Annotated in this window: 16 protein-coding genes; 9 read left to right on the top strand and 7 right to left on the bottom strand. The window is 54.2% G+C overall.

The features are described 5' to 3' along the window. Positions 1 to 26: 26 nt before the first annotated feature. The 3 genes from ispH to AC4IE8_RS05670 are packed head-to-tail and all read right to left on the bottom strand — an operon-like array spanning position 27 to position 2203. On the bottom strand, positions 27 to 971 hold the full coding sequence (gene ispH, locus AC4IE8_RS05680; RefSeq protein WP_068990099.1) for a 4-hydroxy-3-methylbut-2-enyl diphosphate reductase: 945 nt from the start codon (positions 969 to 971) through the stop codon (positions 27 to 29). Positions 972 to 975: 4 nt separating this feature from the next. After that, positions 976 to 1425, bottom strand: a complete 450-nt coding sequence (locus AC4IE8_RS05675; protein WP_068990102.1) for an FKBP-type peptidyl-prolyl cis-trans isomerase — start codon at positions 1423 to 1425, stop codon at positions 976 to 978. A 4-nt stretch (positions 1426 to 1429) separates the two neighbouring features. Next, the gene (locus AC4IE8_RS05670) at positions 1430 to 2203 is read right to left on the bottom strand and encodes a hypothetical protein (protein ID WP_490790523.1); all 774 of its coding nucleotides are present in this window, start codon (positions 2201 to 2203) and stop codon (positions 1430 to 1432) included. A 116-nt stretch (positions 2204 to 2319) separates the two neighbouring features. On the opposite strand from AC4IE8_RS05670, the gene AC4IE8_RS05665 reads away from it, so the two are divergent. After that, positions 2320 to 2514 carry a hypothetical protein gene (locus AC4IE8_RS05665; RefSeq protein ID WP_068990109.1) on the top strand — a complete coding sequence of 65 codons (195 nt, stop codon included), beginning with the start codon at positions 2320 to 2322 and terminating at the stop codon, positions 2512 to 2514. Between the two features lie 326 nt (positions 2515 to 2840). Further along, positions 2841 to 4181: a 30S ribosomal protein S12 methylthiotransferase RimO gene (gene rimO, locus AC4IE8_RS05660; protein ID WP_068990113.1), complete on the top strand. Its 1341-nt coding sequence runs from the start codon at positions 2841 to 2843 to the stop codon at positions 4179 to 4181. A gap of 50 nt (positions 4182 to 4231) precedes the next feature. On the opposite strand, the gene AC4IE8_RS05655 is transcribed toward rimO, so the two are convergent. Continuing rightward, the gene (locus AC4IE8_RS05655; protein WP_068990115.1) at positions 4232 to 4432 is read right to left on the bottom strand and encodes a YgaP family membrane protein; all 201 of its coding nucleotides are present in this window, start codon (positions 4430 to 4432) and stop codon (positions 4232 to 4234) included. 152 nt (positions 4433 to 4584) lie between these two features. Here AC4IE8_RS05655 and AC4IE8_RS05650 point away from each other — a divergent pair, with 152 nt between their 5' ends. Continuing rightward, positions 4585 to 6156 carry a bifunctional aminoglycoside phosphotransferase/ATP-binding protein gene (locus AC4IE8_RS05650; protein ID WP_490790522.1) on the top strand — a complete coding sequence of 524 codons (1572 nt, stop codon included), beginning with the start codon at positions 4585 to 4587 and terminating at the stop codon, positions 6154 to 6156. Positions 6157 to 6310: 154 nt separating this feature from the next. Then, entirely contained in the window at positions 6311 to 6667 is a 357-nt protein-coding gene (locus AC4IE8_RS05645) for a hypothetical protein (RefSeq protein ID WP_068990118.1), read from the top strand. Here the strand turns inward: AC4IE8_RS05645 and AC4IE8_RS05640 are convergent. After that, on the bottom strand, positions 6662 to 7588 hold the full coding sequence (locus AC4IE8_RS05640; protein ID WP_068990121.1) for a LysR family transcriptional regulator: 927 nt from the start codon (positions 7586 to 7588) through the stop codon (positions 6662 to 6664). The genes AC4IE8_RS05645 and AC4IE8_RS05640 overlap by 6 nt on opposite strands. 198 nt (positions 7589 to 7786) lie before the next feature. Here AC4IE8_RS05640 and AC4IE8_RS05635 point away from each other — a divergent pair, with 198 nt between their 5' ends. The 4 genes from AC4IE8_RS05635 (at position 7787) to AC4IE8_RS05620 (ending at position 10512) form a co-directional block, all read left to right on the top strand. Then, positions 7787 to 8635, top strand: coding sequence for a pirin family protein (locus AC4IE8_RS05635; protein WP_068990123.1), 849 nt, complete (start codon positions 7787 to 7789; stop codon positions 8633 to 8635). Then, the gene (locus AC4IE8_RS05630; RefSeq protein ID WP_490790521.1) at positions 8632 to 9177 is read left to right on the top strand and encodes a cytochrome b; all 546 of its coding nucleotides are present in this window, start codon (positions 8632 to 8634) and stop codon (positions 9175 to 9177) included. The genes AC4IE8_RS05635 and AC4IE8_RS05630 overlap by 4 nt, the downstream gene beginning before the upstream one ends. Before the next feature lie 52 nt (positions 9178 to 9229). After that, a complete protein-coding gene (locus AC4IE8_RS05625) occupies positions 9230 to 9829 on the top strand; it encodes a flavodoxin family protein (protein ID WP_068990127.1) in 600 nt (199 codons plus the stop codon). 110 nt (positions 9830 to 9939) lie between these two features. Continuing rightward, the gene (locus tag AC4IE8_RS05620) at positions 9940 to 10512 is read left to right on the top strand and encodes a YceI family protein (protein WP_490790520.1); all 573 of its coding nucleotides are present in this window, start codon (positions 9940 to 9942) and stop codon (positions 10510 to 10512) included. Between the two features lie 90 nt (positions 10513 to 10602). On the opposite strand, the gene leuA is transcribed toward AC4IE8_RS05620, so the two are convergent. Further along, positions 10603 to 12270: a 2-isopropylmalate synthase gene (leuA, locus tag AC4IE8_RS05615; RefSeq protein ID WP_490790519.1), complete on the bottom strand. Its 1668-nt coding sequence runs from the start codon at positions 12268 to 12270 to the stop codon at positions 10603 to 10605. A 270-nt stretch (positions 12271 to 12540) separates the two neighbouring features. On the opposite strand from leuA, the gene AC4IE8_RS05610 reads away from it, so the two are divergent. Beyond that, positions 12541 to 13002, top strand: a complete 462-nt coding sequence (locus AC4IE8_RS05610; RefSeq protein WP_490790518.1) for an Lrp/AsnC family transcriptional regulator — start codon at positions 12541 to 12543, stop codon at positions 13000 to 13002. Positions 13003 to 13005: 3 nt separating this feature from the next. Here the strand turns inward: AC4IE8_RS05610 and AC4IE8_RS05605 are convergent, their stop codons facing one another. Further along, positions 13006 to 13401, bottom strand: coding sequence for a hypothetical protein (locus AC4IE8_RS05605; RefSeq protein WP_068990128.1), 396 nt, complete (start codon positions 13399 to 13401; stop codon positions 13006 to 13008). Positions 13402 to 13695 lie beyond the last annotated feature (294 nt).

The following is a 13695-nucleotide window of genomic DNA, read 5'->3' as shown; positions in this document are numbered from 1 at the left end:
GCCGAAAGAATTCCATATCGGTTTTGTTACTGGCCAGCAAGTGATTTAGGCAGGGCAAACACCACCTCTTCACTCTTCCCCTGGGCCTCGACAACCACTCGAGCGCCCCAGCCCTTCAATTGCTCTATTACACTTTCGACCAAAACCTCAGGAGCTGAAGCGCCAGCGGTAACACCGATGGTCTGCTTGCCTGTCAGCCAGGCTCGATCGATATCCTCGGCGCCATCGATGAGGTAGGCGGGTAGGCCATGTTTTTCGGCAATCTCCCTGAGCCGGTTTGAGTTGGAGCTGTTGGGTGAACCCACAACCAGTACCAGGTCACAGCTTTTTGCCAGTGCTTTGACCGCATCCTGGCGATTCTGCGTCGCATAGCAGATATCGTTCTTTTTCGGCCCGGTGATATTGGGAAAGCGTTGCTGCAGTGCCTCGATGATCTGTTGAGTGTCATCCATCGAGAGGGTGGTTTGGGTGACAAAGGCGATTTTCTCGGTCCTGTCGATCTGTAGCTGTTCCACATCCTGGGTGGTGACGACCAGGTGAATATGGGATTGAGCCTCGCCCTGGGTGCATTGCCCCATAGTGCCTTCGACTTCAGGGTGTCCTCTGTGGCCAATCAGGATCACCTCGTAACCATCCCGGCAGCGACGGGCAACTTCCAGGTGTACTTTGGTTACCAGGGGGCAGGTTGCATCAAAGATTCTGAGTTGGCGTAATTTGGCCTCTTCACGCACGGCTTGTGAGACGCCATGGGCGCTGAAAATAACTGTATGTCCATCCGGTACGTGTTCAAGCTCGTCGACGAAGATGGCTCCCCGCTCCCGCAGACTCTCCACCACGAATCGGTTGTGCACCACTTCATGTCGGACATAGATCGGGGCACCCAACTGGTCCAGGGCCCGTTCGACAATTTCGATCGCCCGGTCTACACCGGCGCAGAATCCTCGTGGGTTGGCGAGTAAAATCTGTTGCATGGTGTTATTCCGCCATTTCGACGCTGATGATGGATACCCGGTAGTGAAAGGTTCTGCCGCTCAGGGGGTGGTTGAAATCCACCAGTAATTGATCATCTTTAAGCTCTACTATCGTACCTGCAAGCTCCTCACCCTGGGCCGTGGAGAAGGCTACGACTTGGGACTCCTCCAGTGGCATATCCTGTGGAAAGTCAGTGCGGTTGAGCCAATGCTGTTTGGCTTCATCCCGTGGCCCGTAGACCTCGTCGCCGGAGACCTCCAGATTCTGCTCATCACCCGCCTGTAGGCCAAGCACGGCATACTCAAGCAGCGGCTCCATGGTGCCGTCTCCAAGGGTGAATTCCAGGGGAGATTCCTGGTAGGTGGAGAGTACTTCGGTGCCGTCACTCAGGGTCAGGGAGAAGTGCATGGTCACACGATAGCCCGGATCGATTCTAAGGGGTGCTTGATTCATCTGGTTAAGCGGTTGCCAGGGTCTGTAGATTGAGTAGTTGCGGCAGAGTCAATCCATGCTGCCGGGCATGCGCCAGGGCACGCTCGAGTCGGGCCGGTGCACTTCGGCCCATGCATTTGTGTTGAGGATCGCCATCGAAAGCCTCCAGCATGGCATCGATAAGAGCTTTCGCGTCCAAGGGTTGTCCAGTGAGCGCCTGCTGCAGCTGAATGACTTCCCGGGCTACTGACTCGGCAAAAGATTGGTGGTTTTTCCACAGCTCAGCGACATTGCCGCCGGTTTTCAGTCCGGCAAGGTTGGTTGTCAGGATATAGAGGTTTTTGGTTACCAATTCAAACAGCAGTTGCGCTTCATCGGCCAACACTTTAGTCGGAATGTTGACCTGCTGCAGAGCCTCCCCAATCAATGCCGACTGTGGTCCGAATACGGGGGATGGGATGATCACTTTTGGGTCCATGCCGGGTTTCTTTTCAAACCAGATGGAGATCACTGTGGGATTGTCCGTTTCACGCCAGTCTTCAGGCAGCAGTTCGTTTTGCAGCAGGCCGATACGGGATCGCCAGGTGTCCGGTAGGTTGGCCAGGACAGTGGGCAGATCGGCTTCGCCAACGGCCACGATCACCAGGGCAGGATCGGGGATTTGTGCAGCTTTCTCTTCTATCCGCATCCCCCGTGTGACCGGGTGGATGGTGTATCCCAGGCGCAGGAAGCCCTTGGCGAGTACACCGCCAATTTCACCAATACCAACTAAAACGATCTCTTTGCTGTTATCTGACATGCTCGGCTTGCTTCGGGGTGATCTATATGGACCCCGCATCATAGCGGATTTGCATTATTTTTTTAACGGGCTAACATATAAGTTAACCAACAGGATTAATAAAGGTATATATCATTATGAATAATAAAGAAATATTACCAGCAAACGGATTGCCGTTATATGAAGTTGAGGAGATGTCCCTGCTCGATGCCATGATACTTTTAAAACGCAACGGGGGAGTTCTGGAGACATCGACCATTGAACGGGCTGCAGAACGTCTCAATCCAGTCTTTGAACTGCCTGCTGCGGATACCGCCGGATCCTTATCCTGAGGTACTTCGTGCTCTCTTGCAGGGCGGAGCTGTATGTTCGATATCTCCGAATGACGAGCCTCAATTATGAGGCAAGTTGATTGATCCCCTTTTTCCCGCTGGGGGCTCATTCAGGTCTGCCCAAACCAACAACTCCGTCCAATTGACCGATTCCCTCTCCTGATGCCAATTTTTTGAGTGTCGCAACGCGAAATTTTCCGCTTCCCCATGTTTTTTGGGTGTGTTTGGTTTGAACCCGATTCCGAACAGATTAAACTGGCGTCATCTGTGACTATGGTGTGGACAAAAGACGCTGATGTTAATGATTGTCCTGAAAGAGGTTGGCTATGCCAGATCGTGCTAAGAATATCGGTTTTGTCTCACTGGGTTGTCCCAAAAATCTGGTGGATTCTGAACGTATTCTCAGCCGTTTGCGCGCCGAAGGTTATGACCTTATCGGCAGTTATGAAGAGGCCGACCTGGTGATCGTCAACACCTGTGGTTTTATCGACTCTGCGGTGGAAGAGTCGTTGGAGGCGATCGGTGAGGCACTGCAGGAGAACGGCAAAGTGATCGTTACCGGCTGCCTGGGCAAGGATGAATCAAGAATCAGATCCACCTATCCGAAAGTGCTGGCGGTAACCGGTCCCCACGCCTATGAGGAGGTGGTCGAGGCGGTACATGATCAAATGCCGGCCCCGCATGATCCCTTCACCAGCCTGTTGCCCCCTGAAGGGATCAAACTGACGCCCAGGCACTACGCCTATCTGAAGATCTCCGAAGGGTGTAATCACAGTTGCAGTTTCTGCATTATCCCGGATCTGCGAGGTCCCCTGGTGAGCCGCCCGTTTGCTGAGGTGATGCTGGAAGCTGAGCGCCTCGTCGAGTCCGGTGTTCGGGAATTACTGGTGGTATCCCAGGATACCAGCGCCTATGGGGTGGATCTGAAATATCGCCCCGATTTTTGGCAGGGCCGGCCGGTGAGCTCAAAACTGAAAGATCTGGCCGCCGCCATGGGTGAGTTGCAGGCCTGGGTACGGATGCACTATGTCTATCCCTATCCGCATGTGGATGACCTGATCCCGCTAATGGCGGATGGCCATATCCTTCCCTATCTCGATATGCCGCTGCAGCATGGCAACCTGCGTGTGCTGAAACAGATGAGAAGACCGGCGGCTACGGAAAAAGTACTTTCGAGGATCGCCCGCTGGCGCAGAAGCTGTCCCGAACTGACCCTGAGAAGTACCTTCATCGTCGGCTTTCCTGGCGAGACCGAGGCGGAATTTGAAGACCTGCTGGCGTTTCTCCAGGAGGCCCAACTCGATCGAGTCGGTTGTTTTGCCTACTCCCCGGTGGATGGGGCGGCTGCCAATCAACTGCCCGGGGCGCTGCCTATGGAGGTCAGGGAAGAGCGGCAGGCCCGTTTCATGCAGGTACAGGCAGAGATCAGTCGGCAGCGATTGCAGGCCAAAGTGGGTAAGGAGATGATTGTGCTGATCGACGAAGTGAATCAGAAACAGGTCATTGCCCGCAGTTCAGCCGATGCGCCGGAGATCGATGGGCGAGTAATTATTCCGGGGGGGTGGGAGCTTGAGCCGGGGGACTTCATCAAAGTGAAGATTACCGCTGCGACAGCTCATGATCTGCAGGCGGAACCGATAGAAGTGGATGAGACTGAGGTCGACTAAACTGGCGCATCCCTGCGCCATGCCAACCAATCGGTAGGGGGATGAGCGGATCAGAAAGCAGAACCGCTGCTGCGACCCAGTTTTTTCAGAATCATCGCCAGCGGGCAGAAACCTGTGAAAGCGGACTGCAACAGGTTGATACCGACAAAGGCGGTGAAGAAAAGCCAATAGGGGTGATGGTAGTGTGAGAGTGCTACGCTCAATAGGATGGCGAAGCCTGCGAAGGCAAGCACAATGCGGTCAATATTCATGAAATGGCCTCTAAACTGTAAGTTTTGATCAGTCTAATACCGTTTGTATGCATGTCGTTAAACGGCGTGGAGGATCGTAACCTGCTGCATACGATCAAAAAGTGGACGCTATATTAGCACTATCTAATATTTAGTCAAGAGATCACGCAAACATGGCTGGCGACATGAGAGATCTGGCGAGACAAAATCAGCTTGTGGCTCAGTTGCTGGCGCATCCGGAGTGCTTTGGTCATGGGGTTGAGCGGGTCGAGCATATCGAGACCCATATATCCCACCTGCTGCTGATCGGGGATTTTGTCTACAAGATCAAAAAGCCCTTGAATCTGGGGTTTCTCGACTACTCCACCCTTGAGAGACGGCAACTCTGCTGTGCCGAGGAGCTGCGTCTCAATCAGCGTTTCGCTCCCCAGCTCTACCTAGGGGTTGTTGCGATAAGGGGTTCCGTGGAGCAGCCCGAGATCGGTGGCCAGCGGGAGGTACAGGAGTTTGCGCTGAAGATGGCCCGCTTTCGCCAACAGGATCTGTTTGACAGATTGACCCTGGATCCCCCGCTTGTCGACCGTCTAGCGTTGATGATTGCGGATTTTCATCGGCGTGCCGACCGGGCTTCGGAGTTGCCTCAGGGTGGTGTTGAGAAGGTGATCGCGCCGATGATGGAGAACTTCCGGGTGATAAGGGCGTTGAAACAGCCGCTGCTTGAGATCGAGCGCCTCAATCCCCTGCAGACCTGGACCGAGTATCAGGCAGAGCAACTTGCCGAACTGATTGAGGAGCGCTATCTGGGGGGATCGATCAGAGAGTGTCATGGAGACCTTCATCTGGGCAATATCGTCCTCTATCAGCAGCGGATCACCCCCTTTGATGGGATCGAATTCAACCCCGATTTGCGTTGGATCGACACCCTCAGCGATATCGCCTTTTTGTTGATGGATCTGCAGCATCGTGGATTGTATGCGTTGTCTGATCAGTTGTTGAATCGTTATCTTGAGGCGACGGGGGATTATGCCGGCCTGCCTCTGCTCAGGTTCTATCTGCTCTATCGCGCCATGGTCAGGGCCAAGGTCAGTGCCATTCGAGTCTGCCAAGCGGATCTCTCCCCGGCGGATCAGATGGCGACTCTGGAAGAGTATCTGAGTTACCTCAGCCTGGCAGAAAAGCTGGTTTGTCACCCACCGGCCTCCCTGGTGATTACCTATGGGCTGTCGGGATCGGGCAAGAGCACAGTCAGCGGTCAACTGGCCGAACAGCTGATGGCGATCAGGATTCGTTCGGATGTCGAGAGAAAGCGGCTCTTTCCACCACCCGAGGGAGCGGCAGTGGATACAGCTTCAGACCGCTATAGCTCTGAGGCAACCAAGACCACCTATCATCACCTGGCGGGTTTAGCTCGTGGGCTGTTACAGGCTGGTTTCTCGGTGATCATCGATGCGACCTTTCTCAAAGGGTGGCAGAGAAGCCCCATTCATCAGCTCGCCAACCGCCTTCAGGTGCCGTTGCTGATTCTGGATTGCCATGCCTCCCCGGCTCAACTGTGTGAACGGATTATTGCCAGACGCGATCAGGGCGGGGATGCTTCCGAGGCGGATCTGTCTGTGTTGGAGCTGCAGCAGAGAGTTGCTGAGCCGCTGACAGAGGAAGAGTGTCAGCTGGCAATAACCGTTGATACAGAAAACTTTCCCCCCCACGGCTTTCTGGCAACGGTGTTACAGCGTTTGATGCGGTAAGTGTCAACAGCAGCCGGATCGCATCCCGGATATCATCTCTCAGGTATGACTATTTATAAGGCTGTGCCGGCAGATTAAAATCATCAGCTGTTTTCTGGAGTGGGGTCAGAGTGACCTGTGACTCAACCGACAGGATTTCGTTGCGAGGTTTTTTATGCGCTTTCCTCTTCTCAAACCGGGTCAGAAATTTATCTATCAGGAGAAGCGATACACCAAAACAGGACCGATGACCGCTTCCGAGGAGGAGAGTGGCAAGACCTGCATGATCCGCCGCTCAGCCGAAGTCACCCTGTTGCCGGACCATGACAAGCGAGAGCAGGCTATTGTGCAGCAATATGCCAGGGATCAGGTCGTGAGCCTGTTAAAGGCTTATCAGCACGAAGTGAAAACAAGACTTGCTGATGCCGTGGGCGTGGAGCAGGCACAACACCCTGCTGATGTACTAAAAGTCGTTGAGGATTGTGACGTGGTGACTTTTCTTTCGCAGTTCGATCGCTCCGGTATCTCATGAGATGACATGCGCCAACCCATCGTCCCAATAGGGGTGATCACCGAACTGCTGCCGTAGATAGTCTGCCAGAGCTCTTACCCGTTGGGGGATGAAACGGCGGTTCGGGTAGACCGCGTAGGCGGTGACCGGGGGTATGTGGTAGTCGGTAAGGATCGGTTGCAAACGACCATCCAGGATCGCCTGATAGGCAATGAAAGTGGGTGAGAGGCAGATCCCCTGGCCAGCGCTGGCGGCATCCAGCAGCAGCTGACCGTTGTTGGCCTGCATCTGTAGTGGAATACGGATGGTCAGCGCTCGACCTGTCGGGTCGATGAAGGGCCACTTCTGCGGTTCCGGGAGATTGCTGTAACAGAGCCCCCGATGCCCGGCCAGATCCTCAGCTGAGTGGGGAGTGCCCATTCGCTGCAGATACTCCGGGCTGGCGCAGAGCACAAAGTTGATCGGTGCGAGGGGGCGGGCAACCATGGTGGAGTTGTCGAGATCCCCAATTCTCAACGCCAGATCGATCCCCTCCTGCACCAGATCCACCTCACTGTCATTGAGATCGATGTCCAGTACCACGCGTGGATGTAGATTGCTGAAGCCGTTCAATGCATTGGATAGATGAAACAGGCCGAAGGAGAGGGGGGCGGCGAGCCGAAGCCGTCCACTCAGGTCTTGCTGGGAGCGGGAAACCGACTGTTCCGCCTCATCCAGATCCTCAAGAACCTGAACGGCCCGGGGATAGAACTCCCTGCCTGCATCGGTTAACGAGAGGGTTCTGGTGGTCCTGTGCAACAGCAGGGCGCCCAGATGCTCTTCCAGCTCGGAGACACGCCGGCTGATCACCGATTTGCCGATACCCAATCGATCCGCAGCAATAGTGAACTGGCCGGACTCAACCACAGCGACAAAACTCTCCAGAGACTCCAGGCGATTCATGCTCCGACTCTCCTCATGTTCAAGGTCCGCAACCTCTAGAATTTCCTGAAAAAATAGGACATTTATTCTTATAGAATCGGCTATTGTTGCAAATAATGCAATAGTGTTTCTTATTTTAGGGTCTTTATATCCTGAAATGGCAATCTACAATCGGCTTATAACCAATTGTAACGCTAGGTTTCTAGCTTGGAGGTTGCCATGTCGGAAGTACTCAACAAAACACGCTCTGTGCAGCAGGTGCTCACCGGACAGGAGACGTCTGATGGTGCGGGTGTTCGATTGACCCGCCTGATTGGGGGACCGCAACTGATGCAACTCGATCCATTTCTGCTGTTGGATGATTTTCGTTCTGATGATCCGGATGACTATATCGGTGGTTTCCCGCCCCATCCTCACCGGGGGTTTGAAACCGTGACCTACCTGATGGCCGGAAAACTGGAACACCGGGACAACGCCGGTCACACCGGGATTTTGCAAACCGGCGGTGTGCAGTGGATGACCGCAGGCCGGGGCGTAATCCATTCGGAAATGCCGCAACAGCAGGATGGGCTGCTGGCCGGCTTTCAGCTCTGGGTCAATCTGCCGGCCAGAGACAAAATGACAGAACCCCGCTACCAGGAGTTCGATCAACAGCAGATCCCCCGTGAACAGCGGAGTAACGGTGTCGAGATTCGTGTCATCGCCGGTGAGACCTCACAACATACCCGGGGGCCGGTAACGGATCTGAAGACGCCTGCACGCTTTTTTGATATCACGCTTGAGGCGGGCGCGCAGTTTTTCGAGCCGATCGAAGCCCACTACAACGCCTTCGTCTATCTGCTGAGTGGTGCTGTTGAGATCGGTGATCAGTCACTCAGCGGCAGGAGGCTGGCGGTGTTGGATCAAGCACCAGGGATAGAGATCACAGCGCAACAGCCGAGCCGGATGATACTGGTTGCGGGAGAGCCGTTGGGTGAGCCGATCGCCCGAGGTGGCCCCTTCGTGATGAACACCGAGGAGGAGATCAAACAAGCTTTCAGTGACTACCAGGAGGGACGCTTCGGATGAGGATGCGCAATGATAGGGAGCGTTATGGCGCGGTGGCCATCGGATTGCACTGGCTGGTGGCCGTTGCCGTCTATGGTCTGTTCGGTCTGGGCCTGTGGATGCGCAGTCTTGGTTACTACGATGCCTGGTACCAGCTTGGGCCCTGGTGGCACAAAGGGATCGGCGTGATGCTGTTCTTTCTGCTGCTGTTCCGGCTGATCTGGCGGCTGGGCAATCCCAGGCCGGCCCATCTACAGACCCACAAACCCTATGAACGTGCGGCGGCCGTGTGGGTTCATCAGCTGCTCTATCTGATGCTGTTCCTGTTGATGGTCAGTGGTTATCTGATTTCGACCGCCGATGGCAGGCCGTTGGAGGTATTCGACTGGTTTGCCATTCCCGCCACCATCAGTGGCCTGGATCAGCAGGAGGATATTGCCGGGAAAGTGCATCTCTATCTGGCCTGGAGTGTGGTCGTGGTCTCCGCACTGCATCTGTTGGCCGCTTTCAAACACCACTTTTTCGATCGTGACCAGACCCTGCTACGGATGTTGGGTCGCTAGGCACTATGAACAGTCAAACCAAAGATTCAATTCAGTATCAGGAGAAATCGCTATGACAACTGTGGCCATTATCTATCACAGCGGATTTGGGCATACCAAGTTACAGGCAGAAGCGGTGGAGCGGGGCGCCGCAGCTGTCGATGGTGTCGACGCCCTGCTGCTCACCGCAGAGGAGGCCGGTGCCGATCTGAATCGGCTGGATGATGCGGATGCCATTATCTTCGGCAGTCCGACCTATATGGGCAGCATGTCGGCGGAGATGAAAAAGTTCCTCGAGACTGCGGCGGCCAAATGGTTCACCCAGGCCTGGAAGGATAAGGTGGCCGGCGCCTTTACCAATTCGAGCTCTTTCTCGGGTGACAAGATGAACACCCTGGTCGGTCTGATGATCAATGCTATGCAGCAGGGCATGATCTTTGTCAGTCTGGGGATGCATCCGGCGGCCAGTGATCCGGAATCAATGAACCATATTCAGGGGCCCGGGCCGGAAGTGTTGAATCGGCTCGGTTCCTATATCGGTCCAATGGCGGCCAGTTTTCAGGTCAATCCTGGAGATGCACCTTCCACGGGTGACCTGGCCACGGCAGAAGCTTATGGCGCCCGGGTGGCCACCATTACCCAGCAACTGAATAGAGGTCGGGCTGAAGCCTAAGGGTCACCCAGCCATGAAGAGATTTATCAGCAGATTGATATGGAAGGTTTTGTCTGCTGGTTTTTTTACCGGGGAGTGATTCCCGAAATACTACTTAGGAGTGATTGGAGATGATTAAGAGATATTTGTTATTGGGTTTACTTTCATTTGCCGTTGTTCTGCCATTGAATGCTGCGGAATACACCATCGATAAAAAAGGTGCTCATGCCTTCATACAGTTCAGGATCAAGCATCTGGGTTACAGTTGGCTGTTTGGCCGCTTCAACGATTTCAGTGGTCAGTTCAGCTATGACGAAAAGAATCCTGCTGCGGCCAAAGTGATGGTCGATATCAAACCGGCAAGCGTCGACAGTAATCACGCTGAGCGTGATAAGCACCTTCGTGGGGAAGACTTCCTCTATGTGGATAAATATCCAACCGCGAAATTTGTCTCCACCGGCTTTAAGGAGCTGGGTGATGGCAAGGCCAGTCTGCAGGGAGAGTTGACCCTGCGTGGTGTCACTAAGCCGGTAGAGATCGATGTGCAGCATATCGGACATGGTGACGATCCCTGGGGCGGCTATCGTCGCGGCTTCTTTGGCACCACTGAGATTGCCCTGGCCGATTTCGGTATCCCGTTCGATTTGGGACCAGCCTCCAAAACGGTACAGCTGGAACTCTCGATAGAAGGGATTCGCCAGTAGCTGATCAGTCGTCCGCTCAGCTTTTGGCTGACGGATCAATCGAGGTGGCCTTAACCTGTCTGACAGGCGGGCCACCTTTCATCTGATCTGTCAGGCAGCCTGCTGTTCGGTTATCGCCAGGTTGATTGCGGAGAGTACCGCATTCAATGAGGCATTAACGGTATCCCGGCTGATCGATGCACCGGCGGTACGGTGCCCCATATAGTTCAACAGGACATACGCCGCCGCTTCGGCATCCGCACCCTCACCAATCGCGTGTTCCACATAGTCGATGACCTGAATCGGTATACCGGCCCGTTGTGACAGGGCATCGATGAACGCGGATATTGCGCCTTTACCCTCTCCTTTGATGGTGGCGTTACCCGATTCAGTCTGCAATTCGGCCTGGATCTCCTCTGAGCCGGATTGGCGATCGATGCGGTATCCCGCCAGTTGATAGGGTCCCTGTTGGCTGACGAAGTGCTGAGTGAACAGCTGATGTATGGTCTCACTGCTGACCTCACCCTGATGCTGCTCCGACTCCTGCTGCACGATGTTGGCCAGTTCCACCTGCAGCCAACGGGGCAATACCAGACCATAGTCCCGTTCCAGTACATAGGCGACACCACCTTTCCCGGATTGGCTGTTGACCCGTATCACCGCCTGGTAGTCGCGACCAATGTCCCGTGGATCGATGGGCAGATAGGCCACCTGCCAGGGTTCCTGCTCCTGCTGCTCATGCAGACATTTGCGGATCGCATCCTGATGGGAGCCGGAGAATGCGGTATAGACCAGCTCACCAATCCATGGGTGACGCGGGTGAACCGGCAGACCGGTGGTGTCACGGTAGACCTGGATGATCTCATCCGGATTGGAGAGGTCGAGCATAGGATCGATACCCTGGCTATAGAGATTCATCGCCAGGGTGACAATGTCCATGTTGCCGGTACGTTCCCCATTGCCAAGCAGAGTGCCTTCGACCCGATCGGCGCCGGCAAGCAGTGCCAGCTCGGCGGCTGCCACGGCACTGCCCCGGTCATTATGGGTATGCACCGAAATCACCACGGAATCCCGTCTCGATACCTGTCGACAGAAATACTCCACCTGGTCGGCAAACAGGTTGGGGGTGGAGCTCTCGACGGTCGCCGGCAGGTTGATGATGCAGGGGGCTGCCGGGCTGGGTTGCCAGACCTCGATGACTGCATCGCAGACTTCCACCGCGTAGTCCCATTCGGTATTGGAAAAGCTCTCAGGGGAGTACTCGAAAATCCATTCGGTCTGCGGGTGGTTGGCCGCCTCTTTTTTGACCATTTCCGCACCCTCGACAGCAATCGCCTTGATACCATCCCGGTCCCGTTTGAAAACCCGTTCCCGCTGTATTGTGGAAGTGGAGTTGTAGACATGTACGATCGCTCTGCGGGCGCCGCGCAATGCCTCGAAGGTCTTCTTGATCAATGATTCGCGGGCCTGAACCAGCACCTGGATGGTGACATCCTCAGGGATCAGATCGTCCTCGATCAGCAGGCGGACAAAATCGTAGTCGGATTGGCTGGCTGAGGGAAAGCCGACCTCGATCTGCTTCAGGCCCAGGCTTACCAGGAGATTCCACAGGCGTCGCTTTTGGGTCACGTTCATAGGCTCCAACAGAGCCTGATTGCCATCACGCAGATCGACACTGCTCCAGATGGGCGCCGCCTCAATGGTGTTGTCAGGCCATTGGCGACCCGGCATCGGATTGGCCGGGTTGGCTCGATATTTTCTGTGGTCAAAACGTCTCACGGTTGTCTCCTGGCAGGGGTCCTTGCTGTCTGGCTGCCACGGGCTTGCATGACAGCGGTCGTGGCCCTTGTGGGGCGCCTCGCGTGCTCTGCAACTTTTGGTTTAAGAGCGGTTGGTATGACTTGTGGCCATGTGGAAAGCCTAATGCAATTCTGCCGGTGAATGGTTGCTAATTATAGCCTAATATTTAATAGAAATAGCAAATAACTCTAATATCTAATAAAATAAAGCAAAAATATTGCTCACTTGGACAGAATAGAGAAATATGCAATGAATCTGGATCGTTACGACAAACATCTTCTGCAGATATTGCAGGAAGAGGGACGGATCAGTAACCAGGAGCTGGCTGAGCGCATCGGCCTCTCTTCTTCCCCCTGTCTGCGTCGCGTGCGGGCCTTGGAGGAATCCGGGGTGATCGCCGGTTACCGTGCCCATCTGGACAGCAAGCAGCTTGGTCTGAATCTGATGGCGTTGGTGCATATCTCAATGGATCGGCATACCCCGGAGCGGTTCGAGAATTTTGAAACAAAGGTCGAGGCCATGCCCGAGGTACTGGAGTGCCTGTTGATAACCGGTCAGGACGCCGATTACCAGATCAAGGTGGTGGTGCGTGACATGGATGACTATCAGGCGTTGTTATTGAACAAGATCACCAGAATCGAGGGTGTGACCGGTGTCCATTCCAGCTTTGTATTGCGTCGGGTCGTGGATAAATCCAGCCTGCCTTTATGAAGGCTATGAGTCGGCTAGAAGTGGTTCTGTGGCATGGTTTTCCGTCAGCCAGGCCACTGCCTGCTGCTTTTCGAAGAAGGATTTCACTTCGATATCCTTGAAATAAGTGTTGGCTGCAATGCGGGTCATCAGTACATCACGGTTATTTCGCTCGACAAAGGCGGCGGCTTTGAGACGGTTCTTTGTCTGTTGCAGCATAACAATCTGCACCATAACCGAGATTGAGTAGTGTCCTGCGCGTTCAATTAGTATTGGAATCGGTTCCTTGAACTGATCAAGATAGTCGGTAACCGGTTTAACATCCTCTTTTTCGATCTCATCATTGGTATAGATAACCGCTAGGACATAGCGGTTGTCTTCCAGGCTGAGGGTGACTTTTCCGGTATCAATGTTTTGCATACTGCACATTATAACTGGCTTTGTGCGTATCCTGAAAATCCTACTCCAAAGTGTTTCCTTGCTGATAAAAGTAATATAAATAGAGGCTGTTGTAGTTATGTGTTTTTTTTCGGCACAACAGGAGGTATTGGATCAGTGCTAACAGGCCCTAATGGAATGGCTTGGATTGAGGATTTTAAATAATAGGGAAACGGCCGTTAACCCAGCGTATAGGGCGTGTTACCAATTTTCTTTGGAGTCTGTTGTCTTAATCTTCGCAATGTGTGCGCGCAGAGGATCGATAACTGTGGTTCG

The organism is Candidatus Thiodiazotropha sp. AKAK2, assembly GCF_058244685.1.
Note: the sequence above shows the minus strand (reverse complement) of the source record. Positions and strands in the feature narration are given on the sequence as shown.

Bases quoted from the DNA above. Each gene is read 5' to 3' on its own strand.
- AC4IE8_RS05630 (WP_490790521.1), top strand. From the start codon at position 8,632: ATGAGGATGCGCAATGATAGGGAGCGTTATGGCGCGGTGGCCATCGGA.
- rimO (WP_068990113.1), top strand. From the start codon at position 2,841: ATGCCAGATCGTGCTAAGAATATCGGTTTTGTCTCACTGGGTTGTCCC.
- AC4IE8_RS05665 (WP_068990109.1), top strand. From the start codon at position 2,320: ATGAATAATAAAGAAATATTACCAGCAAACGGATTGCCGTTATATGAA.
- AC4IE8_RS05650 (WP_490790522.1), top strand. From the start codon at position 4,585: ATGGCTGGCGACATGAGAGATCTGGCGAGACAAAATCAGCTTGTGGCT.
- AC4IE8_RS05645 (WP_068990118.1), top strand. From the start codon at position 6,311: ATGCGCTTTCCTCTTCTCAAACCGGGTCAGAAATTTATCTATCAGGAG.
- AC4IE8_RS05670 (WP_490790523.1), bottom strand. From the start codon at position 2,203: ATGTCAGATAACAGCAAAGAGATCGTTTTAGTTGGTATTGGTGAAATT.
- AC4IE8_RS05610 (WP_490790518.1), top strand. From the start codon at position 12,541: ATGAATCTGGATCGTTACGACAAACATCTTCTGCAGATATTGCAGGAA.
- AC4IE8_RS05625 (WP_068990127.1), top strand. From the start codon at position 9,230: ATGACAACTGTGGCCATTATCTATCACAGCGGATTTGGGCATACCAAG.
- AC4IE8_RS05605 (WP_068990128.1), bottom strand. From the start codon at position 13,401: ATGCAAAACATTGATACCGGAAAAGTCACCCTCAGCCTGGAAGACAAC.
- AC4IE8_RS05655 (WP_068990115.1), bottom strand. From the start codon at position 4,432: ATGAATATTGACCGCATTGTGCTTGCCTTCGCAGGCTTCGCCATCCTA.
- ispH (WP_068990099.1), bottom strand. From the start codon at position 971: ATGCAACAGATTTTACTCGCCAACCCACGAGGATTCTGCGCCGGTGTA.
- AC4IE8_RS05640 (WP_068990121.1), bottom strand. From the start codon at position 7,588: ATGAATCGCCTGGAGTCTCTGGAGAGTTTTGTCGCTGTGGTTGAGTCC.
- AC4IE8_RS05620 (WP_490790520.1), top strand. From the start codon at position 9,940: ATGATTAAGAGATATTTGTTATTGGGTTTACTTTCATTTGCCGTTGTT.
- AC4IE8_RS05635 (WP_068990123.1), top strand. From the start codon at position 7,787: ATGTCGGAAGTACTCAACAAAACACGCTCTGTGCAGCAGGTGCTCACC.
- AC4IE8_RS05675 (WP_068990102.1), bottom strand. From the start codon at position 1,425: ATGAATCAAGCACCCCTTAGAATCGATCCGGGCTATCGTGTGACCATG.